Below are 23,893 nucleotides of genomic sequence, written 5' to 3' on the forward strand. Positions count from 1 at the left end.
AGCTGGCGTCAAGTCCTGCGCGTATGGTAAGGAGTTGAATTACAAAGCAATTCTGCCTTTTTCTGAAGGCAACCCTGGTGAGAGTTCCCCTATGAAAGCAGGTCTGTACCATCCTGATGAATTCAAGGATAACTGCGGTTTCGGCTTGATCGCCCATATGCAGGGCGAGGCGAGCCACCATCTTCTTAAAACCGCCATTGAAGCCCTGACCTGCATGACCCACCGCGGCGGCATCAATGCCGACGGCAAGACCGGCGACGGTTGTGGTCTGTTGATCCAGAAGCCCGACCTTTTCCTGCGCGCGATTGCCAAGGAAACTTTCTCGGTCGAGCTGCCTGCCCAGTACGCGGTCGGCATGGTCTTCTTCAACCAGGACCCGGCTCGCGCCGAAGCGGCTCGCGAAAACATGAATCGCGAAATCCTTGCTGCCGGCCTGCAACTGATTGGCTGGCGCAAGGTGCCAGTGGACACTAGCGTCCTCGGCCGCCTGGCCCTGGAGCGCCTGCCGCAGATCGAGCAGGTGTTCATCGGTGGTGAAGGCCTGGGCGACCAGGAAATGGCAGTCAAGCTGTTCAGCGCCCGTCGTCGCTCCTCCGTGGCCAATGCCGCGGACGCCGACCACTACATCTGCAGCTTCTCCCACAAGACCATCATCTACAAAGGCCTGATGATGCCGGCCGACCTGCAGCAGTTCTACCCGGACCTGGGTGACGAACGCCTGCAGACCGCTATCTGCGTCTTCCATCAGCGCTTCTCCACCAACACTCTGCCGAAGTGGCCGCTGGCGCAGCCCTTCCGCTTCCTCGCCCACAACGGCGAAATCAACACCATCACCGGTAACCGCAACTGGGCGGTTGCCCGTCGCACCAAGTTCGCCAACGAGCAGCTACCCGACATCGACGAGCTGGGCCCGCTGGTCAACCGCGTGGGCTCCGACTCCTCCAGCATGGACAACATGCTCGAGCTGATGGTCACCGGCGGCATCGACCTGTTCCGTGGCGTGCGCATGATCATCCCGCCGGCCTGGCAGAACATGGAAACCATGGATGCCGACCTGCGCGCCTTCTATGAATACAACTCCATGCACATGGAGCCCTGGGACGGCCCCGCCGGTGTCGTGCTCACCGATGGCCGTTATGCCGTCTGCTTGCTGGACCGCAACGGCCTGCGTCCGGCCCGTTGGGTGACCACCAAGAACGGCTATATCACCCTCGCCTCGGAAATCGGCGTGTGGGACTACAAGCCGGAAGATGTGCTCGCCAAGGGGCGTGTCGGCCCGGGCCAGATTCTTGCGGTGGACACCGAGACCGGTCAGATCCTCAACACCGAAGACATCGACAGCCGCCTGAAGTCGCGTCACCCGTACAAGCAGTGGCTTCGCCAGAGCGCTGTGCGCATCCAGGCCAAGCTGGATGACGACCACGGTGTGGCCAGCTACGACAGCGACCAGCTCAAGCAGTACATGAAGATGTTCCAGGTCACCTTCGAAGAACGTGATCAGGTACTGCGCCCGCTGGCCGAGCAAGGGCAGGAAGCGGTCGGATCCATGGGCGACGATACGCCCATGGCCGTGCTGTCCCAGCGCGTGCGTTCGCCGTTCGACTACTTCCGCCAGCAGTTCGCTCAGGTCACCAACCCCCCGATCGACCCGTTGCGCGAAGCCATCGTGATGTCCCTGGAGATCTGCCTCGGCGCCGAGCGCAACATCTTCAGCGAGTCGCCTGACCATGCCACCCGCGTGATCCTCAGCAGCCCGGTGATCTCCCCGGCCAAGTGGAGCGCGCTGATGAGCCTGGACCGTCCGGGCTTCGAGCGGCAGATCATCGACCTGAACTACGAAGAGAGTCTCGGCCTCGAAGCCGCCGTACGCAACTTCGCCGACCAGGCCGAAGAGGCTGTGCGTTCCGGCAAGTCCCTGCTGGTGTTGACCGACCGCCACATCGCCCCTGGCAAGCTGCCGGCTCACGCCTCCCTGGCTGTTGGCGCCGTGCATCATCGCCTGGTGGAGAAAGGCCTGCGGTGCGACTGCAACATCCTGGTCGAGACCGCCACTGCCCGGGACCCGCACCATTTCGCAGTGCTGGTTGGCTTCGGTGCGTCCGCGGTCTATCCGTTCCTCGCCTATGAAGTGCTGGCTGACCTGATCCGCACCGGTGAAGTGCTGGGCGATCTGTACGAGGTCTTCAAGCACTACCGCAAAGGCATCTCCAAGGGCTTGCTGAAGATCCTGTCGAAGATGGGCATCTCCACCATCGCTTCCTACCGTGGCGCACAGCTGTTCGAAGCTGTGGGTCTCTCGGAAGAAGTGGTGGACCTCAGCTTCCGTGGCGTTGCCAGCCGCATCAAAGGTGCGCGCTTCGTCGACATCGAGTCCGAGCAGAAGCTGCTGGCCTTCGAAGCCTGGAACAACCGCAAGGCCATCCAGCAAGGCGGCCTGCTGAAGTTCGTCTACGGCGGTGAGTACCACGCGTACAACCCGGACGTGGTGAACACCCTGCAAGCAGCCGTGCAGCAGGGCAACTACGAGAAGTTCAAGGAATACACCGCACTGGTGGACAGCCGTCCGGTATCGATGCTGCGCGACCTGCTCAAGGTCAAGACCATCGACCAGCCGCTGTCGTTGGACGAAATCGAGCCGCTGGAGTCCATCTTCAAGCGCTTCGATGCGGCGGGCATTTCCCTGGGCGCACTTTCCCCCGAGGCCCACGAGGCCCTGGCCGAAGCCATGAACCGCCTGGGCGGCCGCTCCAACTCCGGTGAGGGTGGTGAAGACCCGGCGCGCTACGGCACGGTGAAGAGCTCCAAGATCAAGCAGGTGGCGACCGGCCGCTTCGGCGTCACCCCGGAATACCTGGTCAACGCCGAAGTGCTGCAGATCAAGGTTGCCCAAGGCGCCAAGCCCGGTGAGGGCGGCCAGCTGCCCGGTGGCAAGGTCAACGGTCTGATTGCCCGTCTGCGCTATGCAGTGCCTGGCGTCACCCTGATCTCGCCGCCGCCGCACCACGACATCTACTCCATCGAAGACCTGGCCCAGCTGATCTATGACCTCAAGCAGGTCAACCCGCAGGCGCTGGTCTCGGTGAAGCTCGTGGCTGAAGCTGGCGTCGGCACCATCGCCGCTGGCGTGGCCAAGGCCTATGCCGACCTGATCACTATCTCCGGTTACGACGGCGGCACCGGCGCATCCCCGCTGACCTCGATCAAGTACGCCGGCAGCCCGTGGGAATTGGGTCTGGCGGAAACCCACCAGACCCTGCGCGGCAACGACCTGCGTGGCAAGGTACGTGTACAGACCGACGGCGGCCTGAAAACAGGCCTCGACGTGATCAAGGCCGCCATCCTCGGCGCCGAAAGCTTCGGCTTCGGTACCGCCCCGATGATTGCCCTGGGTTGCAAGTACCTGCGTATCTGCCACCTGAACAACTGCGCCACTGGCGTCGCCACCCAGAACGACAAGCTGCGCAAGGACCACTTCATCGGCACCGTCGAAATGGTGATGAACTTCTTCACCTACATTGCCGAAGAAACCCGTGAATGGCTGGCCAAGCTGGGCGTGCGCAGCTTGAGCGAACTGATCGGTCGTACCGACCTGCTGGAATTGCTGCCGGGTGATACCGAGAAGCAGGGCCACCTGGATCTCAGCCCGCTGCTGGGCAGCGACCATGTGCCGGCCGACAAGCCACAGTTCTGCGAAGTGGAGAAGAACCCGCCCTTCGACCCGGGCCTGTTGGCCGAGAAGATGTGGGACATTTCCAAAGCGGCCGTCGAAGGCAAGACTGGCGGCGTCTACGATCTGGACATCTGCAACTGCGACCGCTCCATTGGCGCGCGGATTTCCGGCGAGATCGCCCGTCGTCACGGCAACCAGGGCATGAAAGACGCCCCGGTGACCTTCCGCTTCCGTGGTACCGCAGGCCAGAGCTTCGGCGTGTGGAACGCCGGCGGTCTGAACCTCTACCTCGAAGGCGATGCCAACGACTATGTGGGCAAGGGCATGACCGGCGGCAAGGTCGTGATCACTCCGCCCAAAGGTAGCCCGTTCAAGAGCCAGGATTCGGCTATCGTCGGCAACACCTGCCTCTACGGCGCCACCGGCGGCAAACTATTCGCTGCGGGTACCGCAGGCGAGCGTTTCGCAGTGCGTAACTCCGGTGCCCACACCGTGGTGGAAGGCACTGGCGACCACTGCTGCGAGTACATGACCGGCGGCTTCGTCTGCGTCCTCGGCAAGACCGGCTACAACTTCGGCTCCGGTATGACCGGCGGCTTTGCCTATGTGCTCGACCAGGACAACAGCTTCGTCGACCGCGTCAACCACGAACTGGTGGAGATCCAGCGTATCAGCAACGAGTCCATGGAGGCCTACCGTAGCCACCTGCACGGCGTGCTGGTCGAGTACGTGAAGGAAACTTCCAGCGATTGGGGTGCCCATCTGCTGGAAAACCTGGACGATTACCTGCGCAAGTTCTGGCTGGTCAAGCCGAAAGCCGCGAGCCTCGCTTCGCTGCTCTCCAGCACCCGTGCCAACCCGCAATAACAACAGCGCCTGAAGTGGTTTGATGAGGTTTTTTTAATGACTGAACGTCTGAACAACGACTTCCAGTTCATCGAGGTCGGGCGCAAGGATCCGAAGAAGAAGCTTCTGCGCCAGCGCAAGAAGGAATTCGTCGAGATCTATGATCTGTTCAAGCCGCAGCAAGCGGCTGACCAGGCTCATCGCTGCCTCGGCTGCGGCAACCCGTATTGCGAGTGGAAGTGCCCGGTGCACAACTTCATTCCGAACTGGCTGAAGCTGGTATCGGAAGGCAACATCCTGGCCGCCGCCGAGCTGTCGCACCAGACCAACACCCTGCCGGAAGTCTGTGGCCGGGTGTGCCCGCAGGACCGCCTCTGTGAAGGCGCCTGCACCCTGAACGACGGCTTCGGTGCGGTGACCATCGGCTCGGTGGAGAAGTACATCACCGACACCGCCTTCGCCATGGGCTGGCGTCCGGACATGTCCAAGGTCAAGCCCACCGGCAAGCGCGTTGCCGTCATCGGTGCGGGCCCGGCTGGCCTGGGCTGCGCCGATGTCCTGGTGCGCAACGGCGTGACCCCGGTGGTCTTCGACAAGAACCCGGAGATCGGTGGTCTGCTGACCTTCGGTATCCCCGAGTTCAAGCTCGAGAAGCAGGTACTGAGCCGTCGCCGCGAAGTCTTCACCGGCATGGGAATCGAGTTCCGCCTGAACACTGAAGTGGGCAAGGACGTGACCATGGACCAGCTGCTCGAAGAGTTCGATGCAGTGTTCATGGGCATGGGCACCTACACCTACATGAAGGGCGGCTTCCCGGGCGAGGACCTGCCGGGTGTGCACGACGCGCTGGACTTCCTGATCGCCAACGTCAACCGCAACCTCGGCTTCGAGAAGTCCCCCGCGGACTTCGTCGACATGAAGGGCAAGCGCGTGGTGGTCCTGGGTGGTGGCGACACCGCGATGGACTGCAACCGCACTTCCATTCGCCAGGGCGCCAAGGCCGTTACTTGTGCCTACCGCCGTGACGAAGAGAACATGCCGGGTTCGCGCAAAGAGGTGAAGAACGCCAAGGAAGAGGGCGTGAAGTTCCTCTTCAACCGCCAGCCCATCGCGATTGTCGGTGAAGACAAGGTGGAAGGCGTGAAGGTGGTCGAGACCCGTCTTGGCGAGCCGGACGCCCGTGGCCGTCGCAGCCCCGAGCCGATCCCGGGCTCCGAGGAGATCATCCCGGCCGAAGCCGTGCTGATCGCTTTTGGTTTCCGTCCGAGCCCGGCTCCCTGGTTCGAGCAGTTCGACATCAGCCTGGACAGCCAAGGTCGCGTGGTAGCCCCTGCGCAGTCGCAATTCAAGCACCAGACCAGCAACCCGAAGATCTTCGCCGGTGGCGACATGGTCCGTGGTTCCGACCTGGTGGTGACGGCGATCTTCGAAGGACGTACCGCCGCCGAGGGCATCCTCGACTACCTCGGCGTCTAAGCCGCGCGCTCGCGACGCTTGGAAATACCGGATGGCGCGTCAATTCGTCGCGATGGACAAAAGGCACGGCACCCGCCGTGCCTTTTGCATTGGGCTCTGCGAAAATGCCCGCACTTTTTCGTTGGACACTGCCATGACCGTCTTGAAGAACGACCGTTTCCTCCGCGCCCTGCTCAAGCAGCCCGTTGATGTCACTCCCGTCTGGATGATGCGCCAGGCCGGTCGTTACCTGCCGGAATACCGTGCCACCCGCGCCAAGGCCGGTGACTTCGTCAGCCTGATGAAGAACCCCGAGCTGGCGTGCGAAGTCACCGTTCAGCCGCTGGATCGTTATCCCCAGCTGGACGCGGCGATCCTCTTCTCCGACATCCTCACCATCCCCGACGCTATGGGCCAGGGGTTGTTCTTCGAGACCGGCGAAGGTCCGCGCTTCAAGAAAGTCGTGAGCAGCCTGGCCGACATCGAAGCCCTGCCGATCCCGGACCCGGAGCAGGACCTGGGCTACGTGATGGATGCCGTCCGCAACATCCGCCGAGAACTGAACGGCCGCGTGCCGCTGATCGGCTTCTCCGGCAGCCCCTGGACACTTGCCACCTACATGGTCGAAGGCGGCTCCAGCCGTGACTTCCGCAAGTCCAAGGCGATGCTCTACGACAATCCCCAAGCCATGCACGCCCTGCTGGACAAACTGGCCCAATCGGTGACCGTCTACCTGAACGGCCAGATCAAGGCCGGTGCCCAGGCAGTGCAGATCTTCGACTCCTGGGGCGGTAGCCTCTCGGCGGCGGCCTACCAGGAATTCTCCCTGGCCTACATGAAGAAGATCGTCGACGGGTTGATCCGCGAACACGATGGCCGTCGTGTACCGGTAATCCTCTTCACCAAGGGCGGCGGGCTCTGGCTGGAATCCATGGCCAACAGCGGAGCCGAAGTCCTGGGCCTGGACTGGACCTGCGACATCGGCAGCGCCCGCGCCCGTGTCGGCGACAAGGTCGCCCTTCAGGGCAACATGGACCCGTCCGTGCTCTACGCCAACCCGGCTGCCATCCGCGCCGAGGTGGGCCGCATCCTCGCAGCCTATGGCAAGGGCTCTGGCCACGTATTCAACCTCGGTCACGGCATCACTCCGGAAGTCGACCCGGCCCACGCCGGCGCCTTCTTCGAGGCGGTGCACGAGCTTTCGGCGCAGTACCACGCCTGACCCCGAGGCAAAAAGAAAAGGCCGCTTTCGCGGCCTTTTCTTTTCAGTTGATCCTGATCAGTTCGTCCCGCTGGGCCTCGGGCACTTGATAGATGGTCAGCAGCGTGAGGCCGCTTACCAGCGGCTTGTCCCACAACGTTATCACCCACGTTCAACGTGGCTTCTTCGGGAAGCTTGTACATCGCACCGGTCAACGGATCGACAATCAGCAGGCCGATCACGCCACCAAACAGGATGTTTTCCCAGTGCCAGCCGCTCAGGGACGAGTACAGCGTAATCTGCCGGGTTTCGTAGCCGTCCTTCTTGAAGGCGATGGTGTATTCGGCGCCATCGATATAGCCGGCGCCCGATTTCAGGGTCACGGTGGCGGGCGTCGTGCCGGAATGCACCACCTTGCCCGTGCTGTCCTTGACCTCGAAGCTAGCACCACCTGGGGTGCTGGAAACGGCGACGGGTAACTGCTGTCACCGACGATGCTGGCGCAGCCGGAGAGTAGGGTGGCGGACGGTACTGCTGCGGGGCACAGATTATTTTCAGAGATACGCGAGATTAGCTCCTTGTAGTTTTGGCGTGCGCTTTCCGCCGTTGCCGGACGCGGAGTTGCCGCGTGGATTTGGTGCTTTTCGCGCCGGCCCTCGCCCTTGTCATGGGCATTGCATAGAATCCGGTACTTATCTGGTTCCGGGAGGTGTGCAATGCGGCGCGTGGTTTTCAATCAGAAGGGCGGAGTGGGTAAGTCCAGCATTGCTTGCAACCTGGCAGCGGTGAGCGCTTCACAGGGGTATCGCACCCTGCTGATCGACCTGGATGCCCAGGCCAACTCCACGCACTACCTGACCGGCCTGACCGGCGACGACATCCCCATGGGTATTGCCGACTTCTTCAAGCAGACGCTGTCGGCTACTGCCTTTCGCAAGGGCAAGGTGGATATCTACGAGACGCCCTACGACAACCTCCATGTGATCACCGCCACGGCGGAACTGGCCGACCTGCAGCCCAAGCTGGAGGCCAAGCACAAGATCAATAAGCTGCGGAAGTTGCTGGAGGACCTGGATGGGGAGTACGACCGGATCTATCTGGATACCCCGCCAGCCTTGAACTTCTATACGGTTTCCGCCTTGATCGCCGCTGATCGCTGCCTGATTCCCTTTGATTGCGACAGTTTCTCCCGTAACGCGCTCTACGGGCTGCTAGCAGAAATCGAAGAGCTCAGAGACGACCACAACGAGGGGCTGGAGGTGGAAGGCATCGTGGTCAACCAGTTCCAGCCGCGTGCGTCGCTGCCCCAACAACTGCTGGATGAGCTGCTGGAGGAAGGGCTGCCGGTACTTCCGGTGAACCTGATGATGTCGGTGAAAATGCGCGAATCGCATCAGGCGTGCAAACCACTGATCTTCCTCGAACCACGGCACAAGCTGACCCAGCAGTTCGTCGAACTGCACGATCTGCTGGAAAGTTGAAGCAGGTGGAAGCGCAGGTCATCTCATTCGCCCCGGCTTGCCGGGGCGAATGCGTTATTTGACCAGCAACAGGTCGCAAGGCGGGTTTTGCAGGTAGCGCAGGGCAAGGCTGCCCAGAAGCGCCTGCGATATGAGGCTGCGCCCATGGCTGCCGAGAGCCAGCAATTGCGGGGAATGCGCTGAAATAGCTTCGTCAAGCGCTCGGGGCAGGGCTCCGCTCACTACTTCAAGCGCCACGGCTGGCACCTCGTCCGAGAGTCCGGAGAGCTCGTCTTCCAGAACATTCTCCAGCAGTTCTCGCTGGGTGGCGAGGAAGTCGGCTGAACTGTTGCTTTTCGACAGAAGACGGTTGCCCAGTTCCATCACGTTGATCGCGACGAGCTGGGCGTCGCGAGGTACCAGGGTGCACCCCATACGCAGGGCGTCGCAGGCGCACAGGGAAAAATCCAGGGCCACTGCGGCGTTCTGATAGGGCCGCTCCGGTCGTTCTCCCACTACCAGCAGCAAAGGCGCGGCCAGATGACGGGCGACGCGCTCCAGCGTTGTGCCGATGAACAGTTCCGGTGCGTTGTGATGGTGCCGGCCGATCACCAGCAGGTCGGCGCCGATGTCGCCCATTTCCTCGAGGATCTGCTGGGCTGGGCGGCCCTTGCGCAGAAGCAATTGGCAGTCTTCGGCTCCAAGTCGCGCCAGATGCTCGTTGAAGTAGTGCTGGGCGGCGTCGCGCAGGTTGCCCTGCACCGCGTTGGGCAGATGGTCCTCGAGCACATGCAGCAAGGTGAGGCGTGCACCGTGTTGGCGGGCGAGCTGGATGGCGCGGTGCAGGGCGATGTCAGCTTCGTGGCTGAGGTCGTGGGCGACCAGGATGTGCTGGAACATGGTGTGGGCCTCCTGTGAAGCCCACACTCTGCGGTCTTTCGCCGTGACAGCATTTGATCCAGCGCAAGGCTGTCAATAGGCCCGCATCTGGTAGAGCCCGCGGCTCTCGGCGACGACTTCACCACCGGCGTCCAGCAATTGCAGCTCCAGCCAGTACTCCGCCTTGCCGTTTGCCTCGGCATCCCGCTGGACACGTTCGATTTCCGCTTGGTCGATTCGGGCGTCCACCGTGATGTCCCCCTTGGCCGGGCGGCGGAAGCGCAGGTTCATTTCTTTCACGATGGGGTAGAAGCGACGACTGTCGAAACTGGTGAGAAACAGGGTTCCACCGGGCACTTCGGCCAGTGTGAAAAGCGCACCTGCGTAGAGGGTGCCGATGTGGTTCTGATTGCCCTCGAATGGCATGCGCAAGCGCACGTGGCCGGGCTCCAGGAGCTCGGCTTTGAGGCCACTGCGTTTGACGAAAGCGATCTGTTCCTCGGTCAACTGGCGAACCAGTTCGATGGGCATGGACATGGCGGGCTCCGACGTGGGGACTCACAGAGCCTAGCGACCTTGACCGTCCCGGCAATGACCGGGACGGCCAGACGCATTGACCGGAGTGATCAGACGCCTTGTGCGCTGAGCCAGCCGAGCAGCTGTGCCAGAGGTAAAGCGCCGCTCTGCCGGGCGACTTCCTTGCCGTCCTTGAACAGGATCAGTGTCGGGATGGAGCGGATGTTCAATTGGCCGGCCAGATTGCGATTGGCTTCGCTGTCCAGCTTGCCCAGGCGGCAGCGGCCCTGGAGCTGGCTGGCGGCCTGCTGGTAGATGGGGGCGAAGGACTTGCAGGGGCTGCACCAGTCGGCCCAGACATCCACCAGCAGGGGCAGGTCGCCACGCAGCTGTTTGGCAAAGTCGGCTTCGTTCAGGTCGAAGGGGGTGGCGGGAAGTACGGCACTCTTGCAGTGCCCGCAGCGTGGGGAATCGCCCAGGCGGGCGGCGGGGATGCGGTTCAGCCCGGCGCATTGGGCGCAGGGAATGAGCAGGGGATCGGTCATGGTCGACTCCAGATCGGGATTGCCTCTGATCTGGAGCCGGGACCGGCAGAAATCAAGTCCTGGGCGGTTAGCTGCGGGAGGCGTCCAGGGCCTGAGTCAGGTCGGCGAGGATGTCGTCGATATGTTCGATACCGATGGACAGGCGCACCATGTCACGGCTCACTCCCGCCCGCGCCAGTTCTTCTTCGTTGAGCTGGCGGTGAGTAGTGGAGGCCGGGTGGCAGGCCAGGGACTTGGCGTCGCCGATGTTCACCAGGCGCACCACCAGGTTCAGGGCATCGATGAAGCGTGTACCGGCCTCAATGCCGCCGAGGATGCCAAAACTGAGGATGGAGGCCGGTTTGCCGCCGGTATAACGCTGCGCCAGGGCGTGTTCAGGGTGATCCGGCAGACCGGCGTACTTCACCCAGGCCACCTGCGGGTGCGCTTGCAGGAACTTGGCGACTTCGAGCGCGTTGCTGGTGTGACGCTCCATGCGCAGGGCCAGAGTCTCCAGGCCCTGGAGGATCAGGAAAGCGTTGAACGGCGACAAGGCCGCGCCCATGTTGCGCAGCGGCACAACGCGGCAGCGGCCGATGAAGGCAGCGGGACCGAAGGCTTCTGTGTAGGTGACTCCATGGTAGGACGGGTCTGGCGTGTTGAGGAGCGGAAAACGCTCCTTGTGCCGGGCCCAGGGGAACTGTCCAGAGTCGACGACGATGCCGCCAATGCTGGTGCCATGGCCACCGATGTACTTGGTTAGCGAGTGCACCACGATGTCCGCACCATGCTCGAAGGGGCGGCAGAGGATTGGCGTGGCTACGGTGTTGTCGACGATCAGCGGCACGCCGTGGCGATGGGCCGCCTCGGCCAGGGCTGCAAGGTCGACGATGTTGCCCGCCGGGTTGCCGATGGATTCGCAGAACACCGCCTTGGTGCGCTCATCGATAAGCGCCTCCAGGGCAGCAATGTCGTCATGGGCGGCGAAGCGCACCTGGATGCCTGAGCGTGGCAGGGTGTGCGCGAAGAGGTTGTAGGTGCCGCCGTAGAGCTTGGCCACCGAGACGACATTGTCGCCGGCCTCGGCCAGGGTCTGGATGGCATAGGTGATGGCCGCCATGCCCGAGGCGACTGCCAGGGCGCCAACGCCGCCCTCCAGCGCCGCCACACGTTTTTCCAGCACGTCGTTTGTGGGATTCATGATCCGGCTGTAGATGTTGCCGGCCACCTTGAGGTCGAACAGATCTGCCCCGTGCTGGGTGTCATCGAAAGCGTAGGAGGTGGTCTGGTAGATCGGTACTGCCACGGCCTTGGTGGTCGGGTCGGGGCTGTAGCCGGCGTGGACGGCGAGGGTTTCCGGTTTCATGCAGTGCGTTCCTTCGGCAGTTAGAGGCACGCAGCATGTGAAAACACGCCGGCCCCGGTCAATCCGTCGAAAGGACTGACAGGGGCCGGAGCTAGAACATTTGCTTCTGTACTTGGATCGTTGTCGCGATCAGGACAGCGATTTGTAGATATTGAAGGCGCTGATCAGGGTGATCAGGCAGCCGACGATGATCAGTAGGGTGCGCGGCGACAGTTTCTTGCACAGCAGGGCGGCGAGGGGGGCTGCGAAGAGACCGCCGAAGACCAGGCCGGCGACCATCTTCCAGGTATCCGGTTCGCCGGCCAGGAGGATGAAGGAAGTCGCGCTGGAGATGGTCAGGAAGAACTCCGCGAAGTTCACCGAACCGATCGTGGTGCGCGGGTCGGTGCCCGAGCCGATCAGGCTGCTGGTGACCACCGGGCCCCAGCCACCACCACCAGCGGCATCGACGAAGCCACCGAACAGGGCAAGCTTGGCCACGTGCTTGGGCGCTTTGCGCTTGGCTACATGGCGGTAGGCCTTGCTCAGGATGTACAGGCCCATCAGCAGCAGATAGGCGGAGATGAAGGGTTTGAGTGCAGCGCCATCGAACTGGGTGATCAGCACTGCGCCAAGTACGGCGCCGATGATGCCTGGCAGCAGCAGGCGCAGGAACAAGGATTTGTTGACGTTGCCCAGCTTCACATGGGAAATGCCGGACAGGCCGGTGGTGAAGACTTCGGCGATGTGCACGCTGGCGCTGGCCGCGGCGGGAGAGACGCCAGTGCTGAGCAGGAAGGTGGTGGCGGTGATGCCGTAGGCCATACCCAGGGCACCATCGATGACCTGGGCGAAGAAGCCTACGGCCACCGCGCTCCAGAAGCCCCTGCTGGTCAGGGCGTTCTCGATGATTTCGAAGCCGCTATTGCCGCCATTGTCGAAGAACAGACGCCAGGCGAGGAAACCGAGCAGGCCCGCCAGGATGAGGATCGCCGCCCACATTGCAGCCCGCAGGACCGGGTGGTCGTCGGGGTGGGAAACGAAATCTTCGACTGGCGGGATTCCCAGCGCTTCGTGTTCGGTGTTGATCGAACTCTGGCTGAGATCGAGGTCGCGAATCTTCATGCGGGCACAGCGCCTGACAGTGGGTGGTAGAACAGGCTGGAATAAGCAGGGGGCTGAAGATAATTGGCTTTGCTTAGAGAGTCTAAGAAGATTTGTGCAGGTTTATATTCCATTTTGTAAGAAGCAGGCGCTGCGATCATGCCGCGTCGGAATTGCCCGGTCTGTATCTCCCCGTTTCCTGGCAACTGTATTCCCGACTTGCGACGAGCCTGGACTAGTCTGGAGCTTTCTTGTCAGGGGAGTGGGTTTCATGCGCATGCTGGGTGTGCTGGGCGGAATGAGCTGGGAGTCCACGGTGACCTACTACCAACTGCTCAATCGCGGTGTTCGTGATCGCTTGGGCGGACTGCATTCTGCGCCGTTGCTGCTGCATTCGGTGGATTTCGCGCAGATCGCCGCGCAGCAGAAGGCGGGAGAGTGGGATGCCGCTGGCGAGGTGCTGGCGCAAGCCGCAAGGGGGCTGGAAGGGGCCGGTGCGACGGCCCTGCTGCTGGCCACCAACACCATGCACAAGGTCGCTGCGGCCGTCGAGCAGGCTGTGAATATCCCGCTGCTGCACATTGGCGATGCCGTTGGCGGGGCGCTGCGTGAGGGGGGCGTCGAGCGCGCGGCCCTGCTGGGCACCCGCTTCACCATGCAGGAAGATTTCTATCGCGAGCGCCTGGATCGTAACTTCGGCATCCAGGTGTTGGTGCCCGACGCTGAGGCGATGGTGGAAATCGACCGGGTGATCTTCCAGGAGCTCTGCGTGGGTCAGTTCCTGCCTGTTGCCCGAAGCTTCTACCTCGACCAATTGGCCCAGTTGAAGGCGCGGGGCGCGCAGGCCGCCATCCTCGGTTGTACCGAAATCGGTCTGTTGCTGGACGGCTGCGCCTCGCCACTGCCGCTGGTGGACAGCGCCGAGCGACATGTGGCGATGGGCCTGGAGTGGATGTTGGGTCGCCAGCCATGATTTGTAGGAGCCAGCTTGCTGGCGAAAAAACCGCCGTTCGCTAGCAAGCTAGCTCCTACAGGGATCGCGGCTCAGGACGAACAGCTGATCTCCAGGTGCTTGCCCCATTCCGGCGGGCGCTCAGCAAAGCGTTCCATGCCTGGTTGTTCGTCGAAGGGGCGCGAAAGCACGGCATGCAGTTGGCGCACTTCGGCGTAATCGCCCTGCTGGGCGGCCTCGATGGCACGTTGGGCCAGGTAGTTGCGTAGCACGTACTTGGGGTTCACTGCATGCATTCGTGTACGGCGCGCTTGCTGGTCGTCACCATCCTGCGCCGAGCGAGCCTGGTACTCGGCGGCCCAGGCATCGAAGCCGGCGAGGTCGACGAAGTCTTCCCGCAACCTTTTCAGCGCCTGTTCGGGCGCTTCATCTCCCAGGCGGCGGAAGAACTGGCTGTAGTCCACCGCGCTGCCCTGCATCAGTTGCAGCAGACGCTGCACCAGTGCGTCGTCCGTTTCGGCGGCGGAGGTGAAGCCCAGGCGGCGGCGCATCAGGTCCTGGTAGTGCGCCTGGTAGAGCGGCAGGAACAGGTTGAGGGTTTCCCGCAGCTGTTCAACTTCGATGTAGGGCGTCAGCGCCTGGGCCAGTGCGGCCAGGTTCCAGTGGGCGATGGGCACCTGGTTGCTGAAGCTGTAGCGACCACCGTCGTCGGAGTGGTTACAGATATGGTTGGCGTCGAAGTCGTCGAGGAAGGCGTAGGGGCCGTAGTCGAAGGTGATGCCCAGGATCGACATGTTGTCGGTGTTCATCACGCCGTGGCAGAAGCCATAGGCCTGCCAGAGGGCGATCATCTCGGCATTGCGCTCCAGCACTTCGCGGAAGAAGGCGGCCCAGGGCTGCTCCTGTTCCAGGCAGTGGGGGAAGTGGCATTCGAGGACGTGCCGGCCCAAGGCTTCAAGCTGCTCGTGTTGCCGCGTGTAGTAGAAGTACTCGAAGTGGCCGAAGCGCACATGGCTGGGCGACAGGCGCAGCAGCATTGCGCCGCTTTCGCGGGTCTCCCGGTATACAGGCGTTGAGGAACCGGTCACGCACAGCGCGCGGGTGGTGGGAATGCCCAGGGCATTGAGGTACTCACTAGCGAGAAATTCACGTATGGAGCTGCGCAGCACTGCGCGACCGTCGCCCATGCGCGAATAGGGCGTCTGCCCGGCGCCTTTGAGGTGCAGGTCCCAGTGTTCGCCCGCCTCGTTCAGGACCTCGCCCAGCAGCAGGCCGCGACCGTCGCCAAGGCGCGGGTTGTAGACGCCGAACTGATGGCCGGAATAGACCATCGCCCGTGGCTCGGCATCCGCCCAGACCTTATGCCCGGTAAAGACTTCGGCGAACACCGGATCTTCGGCTACGGTCGGGTCCAGGTCGAGCAAGGCCATTGCCGCCGGGCTGGCAACCACCAGGCGCGGCTCGGCGAGGGGTTCAGGCAGCACCTCTGTGGAGAAGGCGTCACCCAAGCGGGCGAAGCGGTTGTCGAAGTTCAGCTCGTCGAGTTTTTTCATGGGTTCAGCTTGTCATGCCGCAGTGCAGGCTGGAAGTACGCAGGCAAAGCGGATCACCTGGCCTCCGGAACCGGGGTCTTGCCCTTGATCGTCACCTCGTCGACTGCTTCCTCTGCCTCCTCGACCTGCTTCTTGCTCCGGCGAGAGAGGGTGATGTCCATCTTCGGCGTACTGGACGTGTTGATGTCATGTTCCTTGAACAGCTCGTCGATGCGTCGGTTCAGTTCATCGGTGGCCAGGCCACGGTCGCTGAGTTCACGAACGTAGATCTTCAGCTCGTGGTCCAGGGTGGACGTGCCGTAGGTCTTCAGCTGCACAGTGGGCGCCGGGTCGCGCAGCACCCGCGTGTTCTCCTGGGTGGCTTGCAGCAGCAGTTTGCGCACGAGCTCAAGGTCGAGGTCGCTACTGCGGTTGACGCTGTACTCGAGCACGATCCGGGTGACGGTGTCGGTGAGGGTCCAGTTGATCAACTGGCTGGTGAGGAAGATCTGGTTAGGCACTATCACTTCCTTGCGGTCGCTGTCGGTGATGTGCGTGGCGCGAATGCGGATTCGGTTCACCGTGCCGGTGACGGTGCCGATAGTCACCAGGTCGCCGATTCGCACCGGGCGCTCGAACAGCAGGATCAGGCCGGAAATGAAGTTGGCGAAGATTGCCTGCATGCCGAAGCCGATACCGACGGAAAGCGCGGCCACCAGCCACTGCAGCTTGTCCCAGCTGACCCCGAGGGTGGACAGCGCACTGACGAATCCGATGCCGGCGATGGCGTAGGACAGCAGCGTAGTGGTGGCGTAGGCGCTGCCCTGGGCCAGCTTGAGTCGCGACAGCACCAGCACTTCCAGCAGGCCCGGCAGGTTTCGCGCGAGCGCCGTGGTGATGCCGGCGATGATCAGTGCGCCCAGAACGTCGAGCAGGCTGATCGGTACCAGGGTGGCGGCGTCGCCGGTACCGCTGGAGTACTGGTATAGGGTGACCTGATCAAGGTAGGCGAACACACTGATGAGGTCGGCCCAGACCAGGTACAGGCCGGTAATGAACACGCCCAGCAGTGCCAGGCGGATCAGGCGTAGCGATTGCTGGTTGACCTTCTCGATGTCGAGGGCCGGCTCTTCCACCACCACTTCCTCGCCCTCGGCGTTTTCCTTGGTTTGCGCCTGGCGCTTGGCGAGCACGCGCTGGTAAGCCAGGCGCCGCGCCGCCACGGCGAGGCCGCGAACGAAGGTGGCCTCGACCAGCAGCAGGAGGATCAGCAGGTAAAGGGTGGTGATCAGGCGGTCGGTGAGCTTGAGCGAGGTGTAGTAGTAGCCGAAGCCCACCGCGACGATGAGCGCCAGCGGCAGCAGGGTGAAGGCGACGCCGATCAGCAGGCGGAAGGGCGAGGTCTGCTCGCGCATCGGTTCGGCGAGCAGCAGGTTGCTCAGTACCAGGGTCATCAGGGCATAGCAGCTGAGGACCACGAGTACGCCGATGATGTCGTCGGCGAGGGCGGCCGGCTGGTGTTCGGCCACCGTGACTATGGCTACCAGCGCCATGACCACGCCGCCGAGGCGACGGATCTGGCTGCGCAGGAACGCGACCTGCGGGCGGTCCCAGTGGAAGTGCAACTCGGCGACTCCGCCCGGGGCGAGGATGCGGTAGAGGGTGTAGAACACCATCCAGGCCTGACCCATCTCCATCAGGGCCGCCCCCAGGGTGGCGTTCTGGCCGCGGGCGTCGATCTGCAGGGCGAAGCCACAAAGGACGAAGAACAGGCTGACCGGCAGGGCCAACAGCACCGTGAGAAGCAGTGCCATGGGCGTGTGCAGCTGGCTGTCACGCTTGAAGTGGCCGACGTCCTGGTTGATTTCGTTGAGCTTGGCGTAGAGGTAGCGGCGCTTCCACAGCAGGCCGCCGATTACCAGCAACAGGGGCAAGAACAGCCAGGGGCGGTCCACCAGGCCTTCGCCCAGTTCGCGCACGCCCGCGCCCCAGGGCATATCGACCAGCTGGCGCTCCAGCAGGTGGGGGGCGGACTTGAGCCAGTTGAGGTCCAGCGGCTTGTTGCTGGGAATCCAGAACATCTGCTCGTCGAGGGTGTTGCGCAGGGCCTGGGACGTTTCCTGCAACTGCTTCTGGTTGAGCTGCAGGGTGATGGATTCGTTCAGCAGGTTGTTCAGCTCGCGGCTCAGACGATCGAGCAGCTCACTGCGGGTGGAAACCAGGTCGGTCAGGGTGGTGCGCAATTCCGGCGTGACCTGCTCCGGCGGCTGATCGGCGAGCAGGCTGTCGACGTAGGCCTGGGGATTGCCCAGCTTGTCGCGCTGCTGATTCAGCTCGAACTGGTAGAGGCGGATGTCGGCGATCTCATCGGCCAGGTTGGTGTCCAGGTGCAGATGGGGCAGGGCCTGCTTCTGCTGGTAGAGAATCTTGGCCAGCAGCAGGCTGCCCTTGAGCACGCTGATCTGCTCCTCCAGGGCCTGATCGGCCTGGCTGAGGTTGTCCAGTTGCTGGCGGGTCTGCAGGTTCTGCTGGGTCAGTTCATTCAGGCGGTCGGTGGAGCGCAGCAGGTAGTCGGACATCTTCAGGTTGATGGCGCTTTCCTTCGCCACCACGCTGTCCGGCGTGGCCTTGTCGGCGTCGCGGGCGAGTTCCGCCACCGTCTGCTCCGAGCTTTCCCGGCGCATCTCGTTGATCACCGACTGCAGATCCTGGGTTTCCTGTTCCAGTCGGCGGATACGCTCCATGAGCAGGTCGCGGCGGCTGTTGCCGAGATCCTGCAGCAGGCTGTTACCGGCGAGCTCCTCGCGGCGCAGTTCGGTCTGAGCGGCCAGGGCGGCAAGCTCGGCATTGAGCAGGCTGCGCTGTTCTTCGCTGATGGTCTTGCCCGCCTCCTTGCCGGACTTGAGCGTGGCGTTGATCTGCTGGGTGCGCGACTGGTTGCTGCTGATCTCGGCCTGGGCCCGCTCCGGGCGGGTTTGGGAGGTGATGATCAGGCTGTTGGCTTCGGTCAGCGATTTCTGCAGCTCGGCGAGCTCGCTGCTGCGACTGTCCAGCAGCTTTTCCAGCTGCCCGAGTTCGGACTTGCCGTAGCGCTCCTTCACCGGTACCGGCGGACTGGTCTTCAGGCGTGCGAGTTCACGTTGGGATTCGCCGACAAGACGGGGAGCGCTCTCCAGTTGGCGCTTGAGGGCAGCGAGGGCCTGCTCGCTCTCCTGCTTGCTGGAGATGAAGGACTGGGTCTGCTCCTCGATCGAGGGCTTGGCCACGGTTTCGGCGCCAGCGGTCTTGCTCTCGGCAGGCGCGGCGGCCGGCTTGGGCAAGCCGGGGGTGGCAGGGGTGGCGGCTTGCAGGTAGGCCGGCGTCAGGCAGACGCCCAGCAGGGCGGCAGCGAAAAAGGTGCGCAAGGAAGCAATCATCGCGATCGGGCAGCTCGGGTTCGAATGCGGCTAATGATATGCCACGACGGCCTTTGCGGGGCTGCCGGGCACGAGCGGTTGTGATCCGGGGCGCGTATTGGCGAACCCCATGGTTTCCATGGCGGGGGCCTAGACCTGAAAGTGCCGTCCTTGAGGGTTTCCCTAGAGGAATAGCCCCGGTCGGCTCTGACCTTCGGGGAATTTGACGCCTACTTTGCGCACCTTGTTCCCTTCCATCAGAGCAACGGTCCAGGTCAGGCCGTTCCACTCCACCTGGTCGCCAACCACCGGCTCGCCGCCGATTTCATGGGCGATGAAACGACCAAGAGGCTGCTGGCCGTCCTGTTCGCCGAGCTTGAGGCCGTAGAGCGAAGCCACTGCGGATAGCTGTGCGTCGCCTTCCAGGACGAAGTCGCCGAAGAAACGCAGGTCCAGACCCCGCTGTGGTGCCTGGCTGAACAGCTTGCCCAGCGCTGAAAGGTCATGCTCATGGCCGACTACGCAGAGGATGTCGCCGGCTTCCAGGGTGGTACTGCCCGAGGGGTGCAGCAGTTCCTTGCCGCGGAAGAGTGCAGCGATGCGTGTGCCTTCAGGCATCTTCAGTTCGCGCAGGGCGGCGCCAATGCACCACTTCTCGGCTCCCAGACGGTAGACGAACAGCTCCCACTCACTGGTGGGGTGTACTTCCAGGCCGGCCCGGGAAATGGGCGCAGGCTCAGGCGGCACGGTCACGCGCAGGAGTTTGGCCGCCCAGGGCAGGCTGGTGCCTTGCAGCACCAGCGAGACCAGCACGATGAAGAAGGCAACGTTGAAGAAGAGCTGGGCATTGGGAAGCCCGGCCATCAGCGGGAATACCGCCAGAATGATGGGCACCGCGCCACGCAGGCCGACCCAGGCGATGAAGGCCTTCTCGCGGTCATGGAAGGCGCGGAACGGCGCCAGACCAAGGAAGATCGACAGCGGCCGGGCGATCACGATCATCCACAGGGCCAGGCCCAGGGCCGGCAGGATGATCGGGAAGAGTTCGTGGGGTGTCACCAGCAGGCCCAGCACAAGGAACATGCCGATTTGTGCCAGCCAGGTCAGGCCATCGAGAATATGCAGGATGCCGTGGCGCGAACGGATGGGCCGGTTGCCGAGGAACAGGCCGAACAGGTACACCGCGAGGATGCCGCTGCCATGCACGGCGTTGGTCAGGGCGAACACCAGCAGGCCGCCCGCAACCACCAGCAGGGGGTAGAGGCCGTTGGCCAGGGTCAGGCGGTTGATCATTTGCAGCATCAACCAGCCGCCGGCGAAGCCCATCACGGTGCCGACACCGAACTGCTGGATGATGTGAACGACGAAGGTCCAGCTGAAGCCACTCTGGCCGGTTGCGAGCATCTCGATCATGGTTACCGTGAGGAACACGGCCATGGGGTCGTTGCTGCCGGACTCGATTTCCAGGGTGGCACTGACGCGCTCGTTGAGGCCGCGCCCACCGAGCAGGCTGAAGACCGCCGCGGCGTCAGTAGAGCCGACGATGGCGCCGATCAGCAGACCTTCCAGGGTACTCAGGTTGAACAGCCAGGCGGCCGCGACGCCGGTCAGCCCGGCGGTTACCAGCACACCGACCGTGGCCAGGGACAGCGAGGGCCAGAGTGCCACCCGGAAGGTGGCCGCGCGGGTCCGCATGCCGCCGTCGAGCAGGATGATCGCCAACGCCAGGTTGCCGACCAGATAGGCCTGGGAATAGTTGTTGAAGACGATACCGCCGGGGCCGTCGCTGCCGGCGAGCATGCCAACCACGAGGAACACCACCAGGATGGGGACGCCGAAGCGAGATCCGAAGGCGCTGACCAGAATGCTCATGCCTACCAGCACCGCGCCGATCAGGAACAGGCTATTGACGGTGGTGGCATCCACTGGCGGCTCCTTGCAAATGGGGGGATGGAAAAACGGCATGCAGGGGCGCATGCCGGGGAATTCTAACCTGCCGGTGGCAAGGCCCTGCAAGATTTCATGCAGGGTTCTTGCCAGCGTCGGGAAGCCCTTGGGCAGGAGAAGTGGGTCGAGGTTCCCCGGAAGCGAGGCAAGCGTCCGAGAAGAGTGCGTTAGCGGAGTTGCGACGGCAGGAATTCCGATCCGTCTTGCACGGCCGTTTGCGATGTTTTGCTACGCGCAATAAAAAAGCCCCGCATGTGCGCGGGGCATGAAGAACCCTGGAAAAAGGGCTAGAACCAGTTGTCCTGCATCGCCAGGCAAGTGTCGTCGCGGGCTTCCAGCAGGGCCAGTTCATGATGGCAGCTGGGTACTTCCCAAGTGAGGAAGTAGCGCGCGGCTTGCAGCTTGCCCTGGTAGAAGTCGATGTCTGCCGCGTTGCCTCGGGCCAGGCCCTGTTCGGCGCGGATCGCCTGTTCGAGCCAGCGCCAGCCAATCACGGTGTGACCGAAGACCTTCAGGTACAGCGCCGAGTTGGCCAGCGCCTGGTTGACCTTGCCCTGCATCAGGTCGCCAAGCAGCGCCAGGGTGACGTTGGACAGGCGCGCCAGCAGGTGTTCCAGCGGCTGGCGCAGGGCGTTCAACGACTCGTATTCGGCGGCACGTTCGCAGCAGCCCTGGATCATTCGGGTCAGTTGCTTGAGGCCGGCGCCTTTGTTCTGTGCCAGTTTGCGGCCCAGCAGGTCGAGGGACTGGATGCCGTGGGTGCCTTCGTGGATCGGGTTCAGGCGGTTGTCGCGGTAGTACTGCTCAACGGGATACTCGCGGGTGTAGCCGTGGCCGCCGAGGATCTGGATAGCCAGTTCGTTGGCCTTGAGGCAGAACTCCGAAGGCCAGGACTTGACGATCGGAGTGAGCAGGTCGAGCAGCTCGTGAGCCTGCTGGCGTTCCTCTTCGGTGGCCAGGGTCTGGGTGTCGTCGAACAGGCGCGCGGAGTACAGGCCGAGATCGAAGGCGCCTTCCACGTAGGCCTTCTGGGTCAGCAGCATGCGGCGCACATCGGCGTGCTGGATGATCGACACCTGGGGCGAGGTCGGGTCCTTGCCGTCCGGCAGGCGACCCTGGGGACGTTCGCGGGCGTACTCCAGGGAGTAGAGGTAGCCGGCGTAGCCGAGCATCACCGCGCCCATGCCGACGCCAATGCGTGCTTCGTTCATCATCTGGAACATGTAGGACAGGCCGGCGTGGGGTTTGCCTACCAGGTAGCCGACACAATCGCCGTTATCGCCGAAGTTCAATGCAGTTGATGTGGTGCCACGATAGCCCATCTTGTGGAACAGGCCGGCCAGGATCACATCGTTGCGCTTGCCAAGGGAGCCATCATCGTTGACCAGGAACTTGGGCACGATGAACAGCGAGATGCCCTTCACGCCGGGCGGTGCGTCCGGCAGCTTGGCCAGCACCATGTGGACGATGTTTTCCGACAGCGGGTGGTCGCCGCCCGAGATGAATATCTTGTTGCCCTTGATGCGGTAGGTGCCATCTGCGGCAGGCTCCGCGCGAGTGCGGATATCCGACAGCGACGAGCCGGCGTGCGGTTCGGTCAGGGCCATGGTGCCGAAGAAGCGGCCGTCGATCATTGGCTGCAGGAAGCGCTGCTTCTGCTCATCGCTGCCGAAGCTTTCGATCAGATTGGCCGCCCCCATCGTCAGGAAGGGGTAGGCCGAGCTGCCGACGTTGGCCGCCTGGAAATGGGCGAAGCAGGCCTGGGACAGCAGTGTGGGCAGCTGCATGCCGCCCTGTTCGAAGCTACGCGTGGCGTTGAGGAAGCCGGCCTCGAGGAAGGCGTCTACCGCAGGTTTTACTTCCGGGATGAGAGTGGCGGCGCCGTCGACGTACTCCGGCTCCTGTTCGTCGCCCTTGCGGTTGTGCGGGGCGAAGAATTTCTCGGCGATGCTGCGAGCGGTGCCCAGGGCGGCGTCGAAGGTTTCGCGATTGTGATCGGCGAACCGTTCGCGTTGAGTCAGGGCTTCGGCGTCCAGGACTTCGTAGAGTTCGAAGGCCAGGTTGCGGGAACTGAGCAGGGTCTCGGACATGGTGGCTCTCCGGTGGAATCAGCCGAGTCTAGGTCGGTGAATGAAAGGCGCCTAGCAACATCCATGAGCGTGATAAAGGGGGTGAAGCCGTGATTGGGCGCTGGCTGGTAGAATGCGCGCCTTGCGAGGATTCCCCATGAACTACCGTCATGCCTTTCACGCCGGCAACCATGCCGACGTGCTCAAACACTTCACCCTGGCCCGTCTGATCGCGCTGCTGTCGCGCAAGGAGGCTCCCTTCGCCGTCCTCGATAGCCACGCCGGCGTTGGTCTCTATGACCTCCTGGGCGACCAGGCCAGTCGCACCGATGAATGGCGCGAAGGCATCGGTCGTATCTGGGATTTGCCCGACCTGCCCGCGCCCATGGCTGATTACCTGCGGGTGATCCATGAGCTGAACCCGGACGGTAGTCTGCGCTACTACCCGGGCTCTCCGGAGCTAGCGCGGCGCCTGACCCGACCCCAGGACCGCCTGCAACTGAACGAGAAACATCCGGTAGACGGCCAGCTGCTGAAGGACAACATGGCAGGCGACCGTCGGGTCGCCGTGCACCTGGGCGAGGGCTGGCACCTGGCGCGGGCACTGCTGCCGGTGCCGGAAAAGCGCGCGCTGATGCTGATCGATCCGCCGTTCGAACAGGCGGATGAGCTGGAACGCTGCGTCACGGCGCTCAAGGAAGCCATTGGCCGCATGCGTCAGACCGTGGTTGCCATCTGGTATCCGATCAAGGACCAGCGCCAGCTCCGGCGCTTCTATCAGGGGCTGCAGGCCAGCGGCGCGCCCAAGCTGCTGCGCGTGGAGCTGCGGGTGCACGCAGCCGACACTGCAGACTCCGGATTGAATGGTTCCGGGCTGGCCATCGCCAACCCGCCGTGGGGCATCGAGGACGAGCTGCGCCAGACCTTGCCGTGGCTCGCGGAACACCTGGCGCAGAGCAAGGGCGGCTGGCAGCTGGATTGGTTGATCGAAGAGTGAA

Annotated in this window: 16 protein-coding genes; 6 read left to right on the plus strand and 10 right to left on the minus strand. The window is 63.2% G+C overall.

The genetic code is table 11. From position 1 onward, the window contains the following. The first annotated feature begins 91 nt into the window (after positions 1-91). The 3 genes from gltB to hemE all read left to right on the plus strand — a co-directional run bounded on the left by gltB (position 92) and on the right by hemE (position 7,193). On the plus strand, positions 92-4,537 hold the full coding sequence (gene gltB / locus E8E75_RS19415; protein WP_120654173.1) for a glutamate synthase large subunit: 4,446 nt from the start codon (positions 92-94) through the stop codon (positions 4,535-4,537). Between the two features lie 36 nt (positions 4,538-4,573). Beyond that, entirely contained in the window at positions 4,574-5,992 is a 1,419-nt protein-coding gene (locus E8E75_RS19420; RefSeq protein ID WP_120654174.1) for an FAD-dependent oxidoreductase, read from the plus strand. Between the two features lie 133 nt (positions 5,993-6,125). Next, entirely contained in the window at positions 6,126-7,193 is a 1,068-nt protein-coding gene (gene hemE / locus E8E75_RS19425; protein ID WP_120655331.1) for a uroporphyrinogen decarboxylase, read from the plus strand. On the opposite strand, the gene E8E75_RS19430 is transcribed toward hemE, so the two are convergent. Next, complete coding sequence (locus E8E75_RS19430) at positions 7,106-7,555, minus strand: hypothetical protein (protein WP_178123455.1); 450 nt, start codon at positions 7,553-7,555, stop codon at positions 7,106-7,108. The two genes, hemE and E8E75_RS19430, sit on opposite strands and share 88 nt — an antisense overlap. Positions 7,556-7,888: 333 nt before the next feature. Between E8E75_RS19430 and E8E75_RS19435 the strand changes: the two genes are divergently transcribed. Beyond that, positions 7,889-8,653: a ParA family protein gene (locus tag E8E75_RS19435; protein ID WP_120654175.1), complete on the plus strand. Its 765-nt coding sequence runs from the start codon at positions 7,889-7,891 to the stop codon at positions 8,651-8,653. A 54-nt stretch (positions 8,654-8,707) separates the two neighbouring features. Here E8E75_RS19435 and E8E75_RS19440 read toward each other — a convergent pair whose 3' ends face one another. The 5 genes from E8E75_RS19440 to E8E75_RS19460 all read right to left on the minus strand — a co-directional run bounded on the left by E8E75_RS19440 (position 8,708) and on the right by E8E75_RS19460 (position 13,021). Next, positions 8,708-9,532 carry a universal stress protein gene (locus E8E75_RS19440; RefSeq protein WP_153918154.1) on the minus strand — a complete coding sequence of 275 codons (825 nt, stop codon included), beginning with the start codon at positions 9,530-9,532 and terminating at the stop codon, positions 8,708-8,710. A gap of 72 nt (positions 9,533-9,604) precedes the next feature. Continuing rightward, positions 9,605-10,048 carry a YiiD C-terminal domain-containing protein gene (locus tag E8E75_RS19445; protein ID WP_153918152.1) on the minus strand — a complete coding sequence of 148 codons (444 nt, stop codon included), beginning with the start codon at positions 10,046-10,048 and terminating at the stop codon, positions 9,605-9,607. A gap of 89 nt (positions 10,049-10,137) precedes the next feature. Next, positions 10,138-10,572, minus strand: coding sequence for a thioredoxin TrxC (gene trxC, locus E8E75_RS19450; RefSeq protein ID WP_153918150.1), 435 nt, complete (start codon positions 10,570-10,572; stop codon positions 10,138-10,140). Positions 10,573-10,639: 67 nt separating this feature from the next. Further along, a complete protein-coding gene (locus E8E75_RS19455) occupies positions 10,640-11,917 on the minus strand; it encodes a bifunctional O-acetylhomoserine aminocarboxypropyltransferase/cysteine synthase (protein ID WP_120654179.1) in 1,278 nt (425 codons plus the stop codon). Positions 11,918-12,046: 129 nt separating this feature from the next. After that, positions 12,047-13,021 carry a sulfite exporter TauE/SafE family protein gene (locus E8E75_RS19460; RefSeq protein WP_120654180.1) on the minus strand — a complete coding sequence of 325 codons (975 nt, stop codon included), beginning with the start codon at positions 13,019-13,021 and terminating at the stop codon, positions 12,047-12,049. A 250-nt stretch (positions 13,022-13,271) separates the two neighbouring features. On the opposite strand from E8E75_RS19460, the gene E8E75_RS19465 reads away from it, so the two are divergent. After that, entirely contained in the window at positions 13,272-13,973 is a 702-nt protein-coding gene (locus E8E75_RS19465) for an aspartate/glutamate racemase family protein (protein WP_178123453.1), read from the plus strand. 71 nt (positions 13,974-14,044) lie between these two features. On the opposite strand, the gene selO is transcribed toward E8E75_RS19465, so the two are convergent. The 4 genes from selO to E8E75_RS19485 all read right to left on the minus strand — a co-directional run bounded on the left by selO (position 14,045) and on the right by E8E75_RS19485 (position 22,916). Next, on the minus strand, positions 14,045-15,505 hold the full coding sequence (selO, locus tag E8E75_RS19470) for a protein adenylyltransferase SelO (protein ID WP_153918148.1): 1,461 nt from the start codon (positions 15,503-15,505) through the stop codon (positions 14,045-14,047). A gap of 53 nt (positions 15,506-15,558) precedes the next feature. Next, entirely contained in the window at positions 15,559-18,900 is a 3,342-nt protein-coding gene (gene mscK / locus E8E75_RS19475; RefSeq protein WP_120654182.1) for a mechanosensitive channel MscK, read from the minus strand. Positions 18,901-19,062: 162 nt separating this feature from the next. After that, positions 19,063-20,805, minus strand: coding sequence for a potassium/proton antiporter (locus E8E75_RS19480; protein WP_218569227.1), 1,743 nt, complete (start codon positions 20,803-20,805; stop codon positions 19,063-19,065). 308 nt (positions 20,806-21,113) lie between these two features. Next, positions 21,114-22,916: an acyl-CoA dehydrogenase gene (locus E8E75_RS19485; RefSeq protein ID WP_120654184.1), complete on the minus strand. Its 1,803-nt coding sequence runs from the start codon at positions 22,914-22,916 to the stop codon at positions 21,114-21,116. A gap of 136 nt (positions 22,917-23,052) precedes the next feature. Between E8E75_RS19485 and rlmJ the strand changes: the two genes are divergently transcribed. After that, positions 23,053-23,892 (plus strand): 23S rRNA (adenine(2030)-N(6))-methyltransferase RlmJ, encoded by an 840-nt coding sequence (gene rlmJ / locus E8E75_RS19490; RefSeq protein ID WP_153918146.1) that lies wholly within the window; start codon positions 23,053-23,055, stop codon positions 23,890-23,892. Position 23,893 lies beyond the last annotated feature (1 nt).

The sequence above is a fragment of the Pseudomonas sp. BN606 genome, from assembly GCF_029873115.1.
Classification (GTDB): Bacteria; Pseudomonadota; Gammaproteobacteria; order Pseudomonadales; family Pseudomonadaceae; genus Metapseudomonas.

Bases quoted from the DNA above. Each gene is read 5' to 3' on its own strand.
- gltB (WP_120654173.1), top strand. From the start codon at position 92: ATGAAAGCAGGTCTGTACCATCCTGATGAATTCAAGGATAACTGCGGT.
- E8E75_RS19420 (WP_120654174.1), top strand. From the start codon at position 4,574: ATGACTGAACGTCTGAACAACGACTTCCAGTTCATCGAGGTCGGGCGC.
- hemE (WP_120655331.1), top strand. From the start codon at position 6,126: ATGACCGTCTTGAAGAACGACCGTTTCCTCCGCGCCCTGCTCAAGCAG.
- E8E75_RS19435 (WP_120654175.1), top strand. From the start codon at position 7,889: ATGCGGCGCGTGGTTTTCAATCAGAAGGGCGGAGTGGGTAAGTCCAGC.
- E8E75_RS19440 (WP_153918154.1), bottom strand. From the start codon at position 9,532: ATGTTCCAGCACATCCTGGTCGCCCACGACCTCAGCCACGAAGCTGAC.
- E8E75_RS19445 (WP_153918152.1), bottom strand. From the start codon at position 10,048: ATGTCCATGCCCATCGAACTGGTTCGCCAGTTGACCGAGGAACAGATC.
- trxC (WP_153918150.1), bottom strand. From the start codon at position 10,572: ATGACCGATCCCCTGCTCATTCCCTGCGCCCAATGCGCCGGGCTGAAC.
- E8E75_RS19455 (WP_120654179.1), bottom strand. From the start codon at position 11,917: ATGAAACCGGAAACCCTCGCCGTCCACGCCGGCTACAGCCCCGACCCG.
- E8E75_RS19460 (WP_120654180.1), bottom strand. From the start codon at position 13,021: ATGAAGATTCGCGACCTCGATCTCAGCCAGAGTTCGATCAACACCGAA.
- E8E75_RS19465 (WP_178123453.1), top strand. From the start codon at position 13,272: ATGCGCATGCTGGGTGTGCTGGGCGGAATGAGCTGGGAGTCCACGGTG.
- selO (WP_153918148.1), bottom strand. From the start codon at position 15,505: ATGAAAAAACTCGACGAGCTGAACTTCGACAACCGCTTCGCCCGCTTG.
- mscK (WP_120654182.1), bottom strand. From the start codon at position 18,900: ATGATTGCTTCCTTGCGCACCTTTTTCGCTGCCGCCCTGCTGGGCGTC.
- E8E75_RS19485 (WP_120654184.1), bottom strand. From the start codon at position 22,916: ATGTCCGAGACCCTGCTCAGTTCCCGCAACCTGGCCTTCGAACTCTAC.
- rlmJ (WP_153918146.1), top strand. From the start codon at position 23,053: ATGAACTACCGTCATGCCTTTCACGCCGGCAACCATGCCGACGTGCTC.